An 11,995-nucleotide genomic window follows, 5' to 3' on the forward strand; every position below is an offset into this window, starting at 1 on the left:
CCAGATGGCACATCAGCTGAGCTTTGATCTCCCGGCGAAACCTGCGCTGGGGCGAGAGGATTTCTTTGTCGCGCCCTCCAATGCGATGGCGGTGGCGCTTTTGGACCCGCAGTTTGCCTGGCCCAGCGGCAAGCTGGTGCTGACCGGCCCCAAGGGCGCCGGCAAGTCGCATCTGGCGCATGTCTGGGCCAGCCAGACCGGCGCCCGCATCATTCCCGCCGCAAAGCTGACAGCCGGGGCGGTGCCGGAGCTGGCGCACGGCCCGATCGCGGTGGAGGACGTGCCGCAGATCGCTGCCGACCCTGAGCGGCAGAACGCCCTGTTCCATCTGCACAATCTGGTTCTGGCGCAGGGCCATGCGCTGGTGATGACCGGCCAGCCCGCGCCCAATCTCTGGGGCCTCACCCTGCCCGACCTGCAAAGCCGGGTGCAGGCCGCCACCCACGCCGAGCTGCAGCCGCCGGACGACCAGCTGCTGGCGGTGGTGCTGGCCAAGCTGTTCAACGACCGCCAGATCACGCCGAAGCCCGATGTGATTCCCTACCTGGTGGCGCATATGGACCGCTCCTTTGCCGCCGCCGCGCAGATGGTGCGGCGGCTGGACCACCTGTCGCTGGCCGAAAAACGCAGCCTGACCCGGCCCCTGGCGGTGCGGGTGCTGTCGGAAAGCCGGGAGAAGGAAACGGAAAATGACGCAGCCGCAAGCGGTTGACCCCTGCCCGCCCTTCGGCGATCCTGACCGCGGATTGCAAGACGGAGCCCTCATGAACGTCACCCAGGACCCCGCCGCCGCCAGCACCGATTGGGGCCCCTTCGGGCGTCCGATCTTTCACGACCCCGGCGCCCGGGCGCTGTCCCGCGTGGGGGTGGTCGATGTCGGCTCCAACTCGGTCCGCCTAGTGGTGTTCGACGGCGCCGCCCGCAGCCCGGCCTATTTCTATAACGAAAAGATCATGTGCGCGCTTGGCGCAGGCCTGTCGGATTCGGGCCGCCTGAACCCCGAGGGCCGCGCCCGCGCGCTGTCGGCGCTGCACCGGTTCCAGTATCTGGCCAAGGGCATGGGGCTGCCGCCCTTGTCCGCCGTCGCCACCGCCGCGGTGCGCGACGCCGAGGACGGGCCGGAATTCTGCGCGGAAGTGCTGCGCCAGACCGGCCTCAAGATCCACGTGATCGACGGGCGCGAAGAGGCGCGGCTGTCGGCGCAGGGCGTGCTGCTGGGCTGGCCCGGCGCCTATGGCCTGGTCTGCGATATCGGCGGCTCCTCGATGGAGCTGGCGGAGATCCAGGAAAACACCGTGGGCCGACGGGTGACCTCGCCGCTGGGACCCTTGAAGCTGTGCGACGTCAAGGGCGGGCGCAGGGGCCGCAAGGAATACATCCGCGACGTCATCGAGCAGCTGAAGGAAGAGATGGGCACCCAGCGCGACCGGCTGTTCCTGGTCGGCGGCAGCTGGCGCGCGATTGCCCGCATCGACATGCACCGGCGCGGCTATCCGCTGAAGGTGCTGCATGAATACCGGATGTCGGCCAAGGACGTGCGCGAGACCGCGCGCTATATCGAGACCCGCAACCTCGACAAGCTGCGCGACGCCTGCGGCGTTTCTGCCAGCCGGATGTCGCTGGTGCCTTATGCGATCGACGTGCTGACCCGGCTGGTCAAGACCTTCAAGCCCAAGGACATCGCGGTTTCCAGCTATGGCATCCGCGAGGGGCTGTTGTACGAGCAGATGCCGCAGCGGCTGCGCGCCCGCGATCCGCTTATCGAGGCGTCGCGCTTTGCCGAGATGAAGGACGCCCGCGTCCCCGGCTTTGGCAAGACGCTTTATGATTTCGTGAGCCCCCTGTTCGCCAATGCGCGCCACAGCAAGCGGCGGCTGGTCAAGGCGGCCTGCCTGCTGCATGACGTCAGCTGGCGCGCGCATCCCGATTACCGCGCCGAGGTCTGTTTCGACAACGCCACCCGCGCCAACCTGGGCGGGCTCAAGCATTCGGAGCGGGTGTTCCTGGGGCTGGCGCTACTGCACCGCTACAGCAACAAGCGGCGCGGCAGCAGTTTCGAATACCTCTATCATCTGCTGGACGAGAAGGGGCAGCACGAGGCCGAGGTTCTGGGCAAGGCGATGCGCTTCGGCGCCATGCTGATGGTCACCGGCAACGGCAACATCGGCTCCCTGCGCTGGCAGCCGCGCAAGCGGGTGCTGCATGTGGAACTGCCGGATGCGGCGCGGCCGCTGTACGGAGAGGTCGCCGAGGCCCGGCTGCAATCGCTGGGCAAGGCGCTGGAGGCGGAGATCGACCTGAAATTCAGCAAGCCCGCCCCGCCGCCGGAGACCGAATAACCCAGGCGGAGGGCGTCAGATCTCGGTCACGCCTTCCTCTTCGGCGGTTTCCTTGTCGGCGGGCGCGTTGTCCTTGGGCTTTTTGCGGATGATGATATCGCCGTTGGGCAGGATCTCGGGCATCTCATAGACGCTCCAATCCTCCACCTCCTTGGCGATTTCCGCCAGCGCGGGTCCCATCTCAGCCAGGAACGCGCCCATCGCCGGGCCGATCTCCTCCATCATGCCCTGCAGGTCTTCCAGTGCCGGCGCCATCTCCTGGCGCAGGCCCTCCCAGAACAGCTCCGCCCCGCGCTCCATCAGCGAGGGGCCGCTGTCCTCCCCTTCCGCCTCCTGGGCGGCAAGCGGGCTGGAGATGAGGGCAATCAGGGCGGCGGGCAGAAGGATCTGTTTCATGGGGCTAATATAGGGGCACCCGCGCTGCGCGAACAGAGGGGGTGGAAAATGGTGCCGGGCCGGGTGTGTCTTCGGCCCGAAAACATTCAGAGCACTTTGCCGCTGGCACAACCTTATAGATATTAAGCCACAACAAATTAGTGTAATCTGGCTTGGTATGTTAATTTGTACAAGGAGACCACTTCATGCGCTCCCTTTGGGTTTTCCTATTAACTTTGATCCTCGCCGTTTCCCCTGCTGCGGTTCACGCAAGTGAACTAGCCGAGGCACTGACAAAGCTTCGGGCGTCCTTCGCGCGCACGGCTTTTTCGCATTTCAAGGCCATGCCTCTGCACCTCCGGTACGATGTGGAAGTTGGCGAAGTCATCCGCATCCAGGATGAACAGCGGCTGTTTGAAAGCGCCAAATGCTACCCGGGACTTGAGATTGAAGAAGACACCACAACGGAATCCGTATCCGTTTCGCTGTCGCGGAAATCGGCGGTTACCTTGGGTCTTGGGGGAAGCGCAAGCGTTTACGGCATCCCCGCTTCCGCCGAGGCTCAGTTCAACAGGAATGTTCGCAGAAGCGTCCAGTCGGTACTGGTGAGAACGTCCCTGGCTTACCCGATGGCCGGTGCAATCGAATTGGTGTCCCCTACAGGGGATAGTCCTGACTGCGAGGCGCTTTTTCCGCCTGCCAGTATTCCGATGGGCCCCGGACTGCTGGTGTCGTCTGTCTTCACCGGCAAACTGATCACGCAGCAGGCAATCGACAGCGACATTGCAGCCGGGATTGAGGCCAGCGCCAAGCTGACACCCAGAGGGCTGCCGGTGGAAGTTACTGGCGATGTGGATGCGAGCACCAGCACAACATCCGTCATCGCCCATATGCGCCCGGAAGGCACTATCGCTGTGCAGTCCGCCTTTATCAGCCGCCGCGCCCTGATGGACTATTATGCGCTGGCTCAGAATAATCTGGAGACCTGGGCGGAACTGGAAGCGCTGATCGAAAGCTATATTTCGGGCGAAGAGCCTGGCCTGCTGGCAGACGTTAAAAAAGAAATCTGGTCGCTATGGGAAAGACTCGACCAGCCTGAAGAGAGCCTTACCCAGTACAGGGAACGGCTTTTTGCGTCAGAAGATGCAGATTTTGTGGAGAAGGCCGCAGACCTGGATGTTCCTGAAGAAGCCTGGGATCGTATCGGAGACGTTGCGGCGGCTGAAGTGATCGTCACAACAACCATCGCTGAATAAGCATTATATGGCGGCGGCATGGCCGGGGATTATGGCCCGTCCGGGTCCCCGCCATCACTCCAGCGCGATATCCAGCGTCACCGGGAAGTGGTCGGAAGCCTTGAGCAGCGCGTCGCGCAGGTCCTCGTCGGCGTAGCATTCCGCATCGTCGAACGGGTGCCAGATCCGCCACTGCGGGCTAAACCTCATCAGGCTGTGCGAGATCATCACATAGTCCAGCAGCGCCGGGAAATAGCGTTTGGTGTCAGGGTTGTAAAACCGCGAGGTGCTGGGCAGCGAGGTGGCGCGCGGCTGCAGCAGGGATTGCGCGTTGGGGTCGTTCAGCAGATCACCCAGGACGATCTCGATGGAAGACTGGCCGAAGTGCTTTTCGTAGTCGTCAGCGCCGGGGCCGTCGTTGAGGTCGCCCAGAACGATCACATGCTCGCCCGCGGCCACATGCTCCGCCACCCGCCGGTGCAGCCAGTTCGCCTGCGCCAGCTGCTTGCGCTGGTTGGCGATGGACAGAGTGGTGATCTCCTCCGGCCCGTTGGCCCCATGCGGCGCCTTGGACTTCAGATGCGCCCCGATCATCCGCAGCGCGGTGCCGCCACGGGTGGTGACCGCCAGCTCCAGCGGCGGTTTGGAGAAGGCAACCGTGTCCCGCTGGTCGTCCACATCCAGGTCGATTTCAAACACGCCGTTGAACTGCGGCGCGGCGGCGCTGGCGCGGGCGTCATGCACCGCATCCAGCACTTCGGGATCATAAAGCAGCGCGATCTCCTGATGGGTGTCATTGGGGAACCCGGTGACCGCCTCGCAGGCGCGCAGCCCGGCCTCTGCCGCAAAGGCCTCCAGCGCGCGGGTGGTGCGCTGGGTGCGTCCCGTGTTGGGGGCCTCGATCACCATCACGGCATCGGCGTCCAGGCGGCGCAGCACATGGGCAATCGCGCGCCCCTGTGTATAGCGGTCGACGCCGTAAACGCCCGACGGCTTGCCGTCCAGCATCAGCCGGTCGTTCTTATCGAACAGATAGGCGAACCATTCGATATTATACGTGGCCAGCCGCATTGCCGCCGCACCCGCTGATTTCATCCCAGGCGCGGTTGATGTCGCTCATCCGCTTTTCCGCCAGCCGCACCGCTTCCTCCGGCACGCCGCGGGCGATCATCGCATCCGGGTGGGTGTCGCGCACCAGCTTGCGCCAGTGCTTGCGGATGTCTTCCTTGCTCATCTCCGGGCTGACGCCCAGCACCGTGTAGGGATCCTTGGGCGCATCCGGCACGAAGCGGGCGCGCAGCGCCTGGAACTGCTGCGGCGACTGGCCGAAGATGCGGCTGACCTCCTCCAGAAACTCATTCTCGCCGGGATGATAGAACCCGTCGGCCATGGCGATGTGAAAGAGCCCCTCCATCAGATCGCAGAGCGTGGTCGGGTCGTCGGCAAACATCTTCTGGATGCGGCGGGCGTATTCCTGGTAGCCCGCCACGTCGGTGCGCGCCATGTTGAACACCCGCGCCGCGCCGGTCTCGTCGTCCTGGGCGATCTGGAACACCTCGCGGAAGGCGGTGACCTCGTCCCGCGTGACCTGGCCGTCGGCCTTGGCCATCTTGGCGCCAAGCGCAATGACGGCAATGGCAAAGGCCACGGTGCGCTCGGGCGGGGCGCGCAGGCGGTCGAAGACTTCGCTGAGGCCTTCGCCTGCGGCAAGCGCGGAGAGCGCGTCGGATATGCGGGTCCAAAGTGACATGGGCTCAGCCTATCCGGGATTGACGGAACTGTCAGGGGCGGGAATGCCCGGTGTCAGGATTTTCTGCATGAAAACAGTGTCCAGCCAAAGGCCGTTCTTACAGCCGAGCTCCGGCATCCGGGCGGTTTCAACGTAGCCAAGGGCGGCGTGAAAGGCGATGGCGCCGGGGTTGGCGCTGCTGACGCTGGCGATCAGAACGTGCAGCCCCGCCTCCTTTGCCCTGGCTTCCAGCGCCTGCATCAGCGCCCGCCCTGCCCCCTGCCCCTGTGCCGCGGGCAGCAGGTGGATGGTGTGCTCAGCCGTGAAGCGGTAGCCGGGGCCGGAGCGGAACGGGAAATAGTGCGCGTGTCCGAGGATGCTGCCGTCCTGCTCCGCCACCAGATAGGCGCCGTTGCTGGCGGCGATCTGGCCGCGCACCTGCTCCGGCGTCTTTTCAATAGTGTTGAAGGTCGCCAGGGTGTCGCGGATCACCCAGTTGACGATGGCGCAGACGGCCTCGGCGTCGGCGTCGGTTGCGGGGCGGACGATCATCTGAGCAGCCTGGTGCCATGCGGGGTGGCGAATTCCGCCATCATAGCGGGCGCGCCCGGCTCCACCTCGACGCGCGGGTCGCTGAGGATGCGGTCCAGCGCCGCCTGCAGCGCGGCGGCCTCCGGGTGGCTGACGATCAGGCGGCGCAGGCGGCAGCCCGATTGCGGCAGCCTGGCGGCGGGCGGCTCTGCCTGCCATTCAAGAACCGCGGGGAAGAGATTGGCGAACGGCAGCAGCCCGTCCGCAGGCACCGTCATCAGCCAGCTGAGGTCCCCGCGCTGCATCTGCACGTGGCGCTGCGCATGGGGCGGCAGCAGGGGTTTCTCCGCCTCCAGGTCCTCGCTGCGCAGAATCCAGTTGCTCAGCCGTGCGGGGCCTTCGAACCGGTCGAGGTTGAACCAGCGCGGCTGCTCCTGCGGCCGGGCGTCGGGGTCGATGGCGATGGCTTCCAGATAGAGGCCATCCTCCAGCCCGGCCAGCCGGTTATGGGTGCCAAAGCGGGCGTGGGAGCCGCCGGGGCCGAGGGGGATGCCGAGGGCTTCTTCCGTGTGGGCAACGGCCTCCTCCAGCGTTGCGCCGGCCACTGCCAGGTGATCGAGTATCATATCCGCCCTCCCCTTTTTGCGCGTGAGACTAGCGGCGCTGCGGCGGGGTGCAAGGCGGGAAATGGTGGCGGCACGCCGCCTGCGGCTTGTTTCCGGGCGCAAGCCTCACAGCCACACTGCCAGCGCCCAGACCCCGGCAATCACGGTCGGGTAAAACGTCCCGGCAAACCCCAGCCCGCGCAGGGGCGGCGACAGGTGGTAGCCCGCCCAGAACAAAACCCGCATCAGCGCAAAGGACAGGCCAAGGGCAATCGCCACGGCGCCTCCCAGGGTGACGGCGGCAAAGGGCCAGAGGACCAGCGCCAGCACCAGCTGTTCGAGGGTATTGGTCAGCACCCGCTGGTCGGTTTCCGCCCCAGAACCGGGAGAAAAGGGCTGCCCGTCGATGATCGCGTAGTCGAAGAACCGCCGCTGCGCCAGGCGGCCGATGAGCAGCGCCAGCACCAGACCGGGTGCAAGGAAGGCGCCGGGCAAGGCGATGGGGGCCGGGATATAGGGCAGGCCCAGCCATTGCGGCAGGCCGGTGACCAGCACGCCCCAGAGGGCGCCGAGGGCCATGCCGGTGAGGATCTGAGGGCGTTTGGAGCGCAGCATGGCGCCACTCAACCACCGCCGCGCAGATTTGCCAAGGCATGGCGCCGCCGCCCCGGCGAAAAGCTGCGGCTGGCAGCATCAAGCCTCTGAAAAACAGGATCTCCCGCCCGGCGGCGGCTTGTGCCTTTGGCACATCCGCGCCCGTTGGGCGCGGCATCGCACGCCATCCGGCGTGCGATGCAGGCAGCCCGCCCCATCGGGGCGGGCTGCCGGACCCAAAGCCGCCAAGGGGGCGGCCCGAAGGGCGGGTCCCTGCGGGAGCGGGAGAGCCTCCCTGCCCCGCAAGGCCCGTTGTTTGCTTAAGGGCGCGCTTCGCGGATCAGGCGCAGGATGTCCTGGGCCGCTTCCGGAATGTTGGTGCCGGGGCCGAAGATCGCCTTGACGCCCTTGGAATACAGGAACTCGTAGTCCTGCTGCGGGATCACCCCGCCGCAGATGACCAGAATGTCCTCTGCGCCTTCGGCCTTCAGCGCCTCGACCAGCTGCGGTGCCAGGGTCTTGTGGCCCGCGGCCTGGCTGGAGATGCCGATCACATGCACATCGTTGTCGATGGCGTCCTGGGCGGCTTCTTCCGGGGTCTGGAACAGCGGGCCGACGTCGACGTCGAAACCGATGTCGGCGAAGGCGGTGGCGATCACCTTGGCGCCGCGGTCGTGGCCGTCCTGGCCCATTTTCACAACCAGCAGACGCGGGCGGCGGCCCTCTTCTTCGGCAAAGTCCTCGATCGACTTCTGGATCGCGGCAAAGCCCTCATCGCCTTCGTAGGCAGCGCCGTAGACGCCCGCCAGGGTTTTCACCTCGGCGCGGTGGCGGCCGAATTCCTTTTCCATTGCCATGGAGATCTCTCCGACTGAGGCCCGCGCGCGGGCGGCTTCGACTGCGGCTTCCAGGAGGTTGCCGCTGCCTTCCCTGGCGCGGCGGGTGAGTTCTTCCAAAGCAGCCTGGCAGGCGGCCTCGTCGCGGGTCTTGCGCATCGTCTCAAGGCGGGCGATCTGCGACTCGCGCACCGCGTGGTTGTCCACGTCGAGGATGTCGATCGGGTCTTCCTTGTCCTTGCGGTACTTGTTGACGCCAACCACAACCTCTTCGCCGCGGTCGATCATCGCCTGGCGGCGGGCGGCCGATTCCTCGATGCGCAGCTTGGGCATCCCGGATTCGACGGCCTTGGTCATGCCGCCCATCTCCTCAACCTCTTCCATCAGAGCCCAGGCCTTTTCGACCAGTTCGTTGGTGAGGCTTTCGATGTAGTAGGAGCCGGCCAGCGGGTCGACCACGTTGGTAACGCCGGTTTCCTCCTGCAGCACCAGCTGGGTGTTGCGGGCAATGCGGGCGGAGAAATCGGTGGGCAGCGCGATCGCCTCATCCAGCGCGTTGGTGTGCAAGCTTTGGGTGCCGCCGAGCACTGCCGACATCGCCTCATAGGCGGTGCGGATCACGTTGTTGTAGGGGTCCTGCTCCTGCAGAGACACACCGGAGGTCTGGCAGTGGGTGCGCAGCATCTTGGAGCGTTCGGACTTGGCGCCGAATTCGGTCATCACCCGGTGCCACAGGGTGCGGGCGGCGCGCAGCTTGGCGATTTCCATGAAGAAGTTCATGCCGATCGCGAAGAAGAAGCTCAGGCGGCCTGCGAATTTGTCCACGTCCATGCCGGCGTCGATCGCGGCGCGCACGTATTCGCGGCCGTCCGCGATGGTATAGGCCAGCTCCTGCACCAGGTTCGCGCCGGCCTCCTGCATGTGGTAGCCGGAGATCGAGATGGAGTTGAACTTGGGCATCTCGTTCGAGGTGTATTCGATAATGTCCGAGATGATCCGCATCGAGGGTTTCGGCGGATAGATATAGGTGTTGCGGACCATGAACTCCTTCAGGATGTCGTTCTGGATGGTGCCCGCCAGCTGCGATCTGTCGTGGCCCTGCTCCTCGCCCGCGACAATGAAGGAGGCCAGGACCGGGATCACTGCGCCGTTCATGGTCATCGAGACGGAGACCTTGTCGAGCGGGATGCCATCGAACAGGATCTTCATGTCCTCGACGCTGTCAATCGCAACGCCGGCCTTGCCGACATCGCCGACCACGCGGGGGTGGTCGCTGTCATAGCCGCGGTGGGTGGCGAGGTCGAAGGCGACCGAGACGCCCTGCTGGCCGGCGGCCAGGTTGCGGCGGTAAAACGCGTTGGATTCCTCCGCCGTGGAGAAGCCCGCATACTGGCGGATGGTCCAGGGGCGGCCTGCGTACATGGTGGCCTTCACCCCGCGGGTGAAGGGGCCGAACCCGGGCAGCGTGCCCATGTGGGGCAGATCCCGGGTGTCGTCTTCGGTATAGAGCGGCTTGACCTCGATGCCTTCCAGCGTCTGCCAGTTGAGGTCATCGACCGCCCGTCCGCGCAGCTCTTTCTCAGCCAGAGCCCGCCATTCGTCTTTGTTTGTCATCAGGTCTTCCTCTTGTCAGTGCGATACGGGGCGGGTTCGTGCCCGCCGCCAGTTTATCCGGGTCGTGCGCCAGCGCGGCGAGGCCGTCCGCCCCGCCCGCAAGCCACATCATGTCGTCGGCATAGGCCTCGCGCAGATATGCGGTCTGCGCGTCTGTGAAGGGGCGCCAGCGGCCTGTGCCCTCTGGCAGCTGAGCCGCTGCGGAGGACGGCAGGCTGGCGCGCAGGTCCTGCAGGCAGAGCGACGCATTCAGGCGCACCCGCGCATGGGTGCGCGGTGCCTTGAGGCCGGTGAGGGACGCCAGCGCCGCCTCGGGCCGGGCGCCGAAGGTTTCGAACGGCAGCACATGCAGGCGCACGCCGGGCATGGCGCAGGCAATGTCGGTGATCACGTCGCGCCAGCTGCGCGGCCCCCGCGCCAGCCGGTCCAGGCTGTTCGCCGTGGGCATCTTGTGGCCGCGCGCCACCGCATAGGCCAGCGCCGAGGTCCAGTAGCCGTCAAGGCTGCGGATCGACAGCGCCACATCGGTCACCGCGCCGCCAAAAGCCTCGGCAAAGCGCGCCATACGCTCCCCCGCGCCGCTGTAGAGGTCGCCGAGGCGCAGGTTGGCGCGGACCGCGCCAAGCATGTTTTCCTCGCTGACCAGCAGCTGCTGCACGCCTGCCTCGCGGCTGGCCGCCATTTGCAGCTGCAGCCGCCCCTTGGCCCGCTGCACCAGATCGCGGCCGGTGACAGGCGCCGGGCCGGGCTGGATGCCGTGGAACAGCGCCCCGCCGCGGGTGCGGTACGGTCCCCAGAAGCCGATGCCCTGGCAGGCCAGCGGCTGCGCGTTCTGGCGCATGTATTCCTGGAACGATGTCGTTGCGCAACGATGCGCGCCGGTGTGAAGGATGACTTTCATCGTTGTACGGGACCTCTGCTGGAGGGCCGCAGGCCGCAGCCCGGTCGTCGGGAATTGCACAATCATGGCCGGCAACCCCTCATTATCCCGTTAACGATGATATTTTTTGGCCAAGCCGCAGACTTCGCGGTCGCATTTGCCGTTACGGTGCATATATTCAACGGGACAGGAGAGATCATGAGAGCAATCCTAACCGTTGTTTTGGCAGGTTTTCTTCCGCTGGCGTCGGTGGCGGCCGATGGCAGCACATCCGATTTGATCCAGCCCGGGTATGACGTGGCGCTGGAGGAATTCCAGTGGACGCACCGGCCGGTGGTGGTGTTCGCCGACAGCCCCGAGGACCCGCGGTACCATGAGCAGATCGAGCGGCTGATGCAGGGCGCCGAAGCATTGCGCAAGCGCGATGTTGTGGTGCTGACCGATACCGACCCGGCCGCCAAATCCGCGCTGCGCAAGAAGCTGCGGCCGCGCGGGTTCATGCTGGTGCTGGTGGGCAAGGACGGCGGCGTCAAGCTGAGGAAGCCGCACCCCTGGACGGTGCGCGAATTGTCCCGCACCATCGACAAATTCCCGGACCGGCTGCGCGAAGTGGAAGAGCGGCGCGGCGAGTGAGCCCGCCCCGCACGTCCGCTCAGCCGTTGCCGCGGACGTAGATCAGCGCCATTGCCTGTTTGTCCAAGACCACCATGGCGCCGGTTTCCGGCACGAAGACCAGGGTGGAGGACGGATTGCGGATCGCCTGATAATACACCGATTTGACCAGATCGGTCATGCAGCTGAGCCCCGCCAGCCCGGAGTTCAGCACCTCCAGCCCCTGCGGCAGGTCGCGGGACATGATGTCCTCTGTTACCGCGTTGGGGGATTTGCCGGCCACGGCAAACATCACCGGCTCGCCGCTCTCCAGCATCGTCATGCCGGTGTTGAGCGAGCGGGCGCGTTTCACCAGCGAGGTGATGCGCGGGTTCTCCGCGGTGTGGAACACCGCTGCAGTGCAGCTCATCGAGCTTTGGAAGAAAAACGTCTCCCCCAGCTCCACCCAGGCGGACAGCTGGGCGCGCAGGGCCGCCTCCTTGTCCAAGGCACAGGCCGGCAGAAACGCCAGAGCGGTCAACAGGCAGGTCAGGAGACGGGTCATGCGGCACCTTGAGGTCGTCAAACCGCCGCAGTGTCGCAGAATTTTCTGAAGATTCGGTGCATGGCGCACCCTGCGCCGGGGCAGGCACGGCAGCAGGGGCG

13 protein-coding genes are annotated in these 11,995 nt (G+C 65.7%); 4 read left to right on the forward strand and 9 right to left on the reverse strand.

Annotated elements, in window-relative coordinates; all coding sequences use genetic code 11:
- Window positions 1-4 precede the first annotated feature (4 nt).
- Together R2C4_RS11180 and R2C4_RS11185 are read left to right on the forward strand one after the other, a co-directional pair.
- Window positions 5-712 (forward strand): HdaA/DnaA family protein, encoded by a 708-nt coding sequence (locus R2C4_RS11180; RefSeq protein WP_141890693.1) that lies wholly within the window; start codon window positions 5-7, stop codon window positions 710-712.
- 52 nt (window positions 713-764) lie between these two features.
- Window positions 765-2,339 (forward strand): Ppx/GppA family phosphatase, encoded by a 1,575-nt coding sequence (locus R2C4_RS11185; protein WP_141892087.1) that lies wholly within the window; start codon window positions 765-767, stop codon window positions 2,337-2,339.
- 15 nt (window positions 2,340-2,354) lie between these two features.
- On the opposite strand, the gene R2C4_RS11190 is transcribed toward R2C4_RS11185, so the two are convergent.
- A complete protein-coding gene (locus tag R2C4_RS11190; protein WP_141890694.1) occupies window positions 2,355-2,735 on the reverse strand; it encodes a hypothetical protein in 381 nt (126 codons plus the stop codon).
- Between the two features lie 185 nt (window positions 2,736-2,920).
- Here R2C4_RS11190 and R2C4_RS11195 point away from each other — a divergent pair, with 185 nt between their 5' ends.
- Window positions 2,921-3,970 carry a hypothetical protein gene (locus R2C4_RS11195; RefSeq protein WP_141890695.1) on the forward strand — a complete coding sequence of 350 codons (1,050 nt, stop codon included), beginning with the start codon at window positions 2,921-2,923 and terminating at the stop codon, window positions 3,968-3,970.
- A 54-nt stretch (window positions 3,971-4,024) separates the two neighbouring features.
- On the opposite strand, the gene R2C4_RS11200 is transcribed toward R2C4_RS11195, so the two are convergent.
- From R2C4_RS11200 to R2C4_RS11230, 7 genes are all read right to left on the reverse strand, one after another.
- Complete coding sequence (locus R2C4_RS11200; protein WP_141890696.1) at window positions 4,025-5,020, reverse strand: endonuclease/exonuclease/phosphatase family protein; 996 nt, start codon at window positions 5,018-5,020, stop codon at window positions 4,025-4,027.
- Window positions 5,001-5,699 carry a molecular chaperone DjiA gene (locus tag R2C4_RS11205; protein WP_058285777.1) on the reverse strand — a complete coding sequence of 233 codons (699 nt, stop codon included), beginning with the start codon at window positions 5,697-5,699 and terminating at the stop codon, window positions 5,001-5,003. The genes R2C4_RS11200 and R2C4_RS11205 overlap by 20 nt, the downstream gene beginning before the upstream one ends.
- A 9-nt stretch (window positions 5,700-5,708) precedes the next feature.
- Window positions 5,709-6,230, reverse strand: a complete 522-nt coding sequence (locus R2C4_RS11210; RefSeq protein ID WP_141890697.1) for a GNAT family N-acetyltransferase — start codon at window positions 6,228-6,230, stop codon at window positions 5,709-5,711.
- Window positions 6,227-6,835, reverse strand: a complete 609-nt coding sequence (locus R2C4_RS11215) for a VOC family protein (RefSeq protein WP_141890698.1) — start codon at window positions 6,833-6,835, stop codon at window positions 6,227-6,229. The genes R2C4_RS11210 and R2C4_RS11215 overlap by 4 nt, the downstream gene beginning before the upstream one ends.
- A 105-nt stretch (window positions 6,836-6,940) precedes the next feature.
- Window positions 6,941-7,429, reverse strand: a complete 489-nt coding sequence (locus tag R2C4_RS11220) for an MAPEG family protein (protein WP_141890699.1) — start codon at window positions 7,427-7,429, stop codon at window positions 6,941-6,943.
- A gap of 299 nt (window positions 7,430-7,728) precedes the next feature.
- Window positions 7,729-9,858 carry a methylmalonyl-CoA mutase gene (gene scpA, locus R2C4_RS11225; RefSeq protein WP_141890700.1) on the reverse strand — a complete coding sequence of 710 codons (2,130 nt, stop codon included), beginning with the start codon at window positions 9,856-9,858 and terminating at the stop codon, window positions 7,729-7,731.
- The gene (locus R2C4_RS11230; RefSeq protein ID WP_141890701.1) at window positions 9,824-10,759 is read right to left on the reverse strand and encodes a hypothetical protein; all 936 of its coding nucleotides are present in this window, start codon (window positions 10,757-10,759) and stop codon (window positions 9,824-9,826) included. The genes scpA and R2C4_RS11230 overlap by 35 nt, the downstream gene beginning before the upstream one ends.
- 177 nt (window positions 10,760-10,936) lie before the next feature.
- Between R2C4_RS11230 and R2C4_RS11235 the strand changes: the two genes are divergently transcribed.
- Entirely contained in the window at window positions 10,937-11,371 is a 435-nt protein-coding gene (locus tag R2C4_RS11235) for a DUF4174 domain-containing protein (protein WP_141890702.1), read from the forward strand.
- Window positions 11,372-11,390: 19 nt separating this feature from the next.
- Here R2C4_RS11235 and R2C4_RS11240 read toward each other — a convergent pair whose 3' ends face one another.
- Entirely contained in the window at window positions 11,391-11,894 is a 504-nt protein-coding gene (locus R2C4_RS11240; protein WP_141890703.1) for a hypothetical protein, read from the reverse strand.
- Between the last annotated feature and the right edge of the window lie 101 nt (window positions 11,895-11,995).

It is taken from the genome of Leisingera aquaemixtae (assembly GCF_006740765.1).
Lineage (GTDB): Bacteria > Pseudomonadota > Alphaproteobacteria > Rhodobacterales > Rhodobacteraceae > Leisingera > Leisingera aquaemixtae.

Excerpts from the sequence above, each read along its gene's own strand:
- R2C4_RS11185 (WP_141892087.1), top strand. The coding sequence starts at position 765 with ATGAACGTCACCCAGGACCCCGCCGCCGCCAGCACCGATTGGGGCCCC.
- R2C4_RS11190 (WP_141890694.1), bottom strand. The coding sequence starts at position 2,735 with ATGAAACAGATCCTTCTGCCCGCCGCCCTGATTGCCCTCATCTCCAGC.
- R2C4_RS11215 (WP_141890698.1), bottom strand. The coding sequence starts at position 6,835 with ATGATACTCGATCACCTGGCAGTGGCCGGCGCAACGCTGGAGGAGGCC.
- R2C4_RS11210 (WP_141890697.1), bottom strand. The coding sequence starts at position 6,230 with ATGATCGTCCGCCCCGCAACCGACGCCGACGCCGAGGCCGTCTGCGCC.
- scpA (WP_141890700.1), bottom strand. The coding sequence starts at position 9,858 with ATGACAAACAAAGACGAATGGCGGGCTCTGGCTGAGAAAGAGCTGCGC.
- R2C4_RS11235 (WP_141890702.1), top strand. The coding sequence starts at position 10,937 with ATGAGAGCAATCCTAACCGTTGTTTTGGCAGGTTTTCTTCCGCTGGCG.
- R2C4_RS11230 (WP_141890701.1), bottom strand. The coding sequence starts at position 10,759 with ATGAAAGTCATCCTTCACACCGGCGCGCATCGTTGCGCAACGACATCG.
- R2C4_RS11180 (WP_141890693.1), top strand. The coding sequence starts at position 5 with ATGGCACATCAGCTGAGCTTTGATCTCCCGGCGAAACCTGCGCTGGGG.
- R2C4_RS11195 (WP_141890695.1), top strand. The coding sequence starts at position 2,921 with ATGCGCTCCCTTTGGGTTTTCCTATTAACTTTGATCCTCGCCGTTTCC.
- R2C4_RS11200 (WP_141890696.1), bottom strand. The coding sequence starts at position 5,020 with ATGCGGCTGGCCACGTATAATATCGAATGGTTCGCCTATCTGTTCGAT.
- R2C4_RS11220 (WP_141890699.1), bottom strand. The coding sequence starts at position 7,429 with ATGCTGCGCTCCAAACGCCCTCAGATCCTCACCGGCATGGCCCTCGGC.
- R2C4_RS11240 (WP_141890703.1), bottom strand. The coding sequence starts at position 11,894 with ATGACCCGTCTCCTGACCTGCCTGTTGACCGCTCTGGCGTTTCTGCCG.
- R2C4_RS11205 (WP_058285777.1), bottom strand. The coding sequence starts at position 5,699 with ATGTCACTTTGGACCCGCATATCCGACGCGCTCTCCGCGCTTGCCGCA.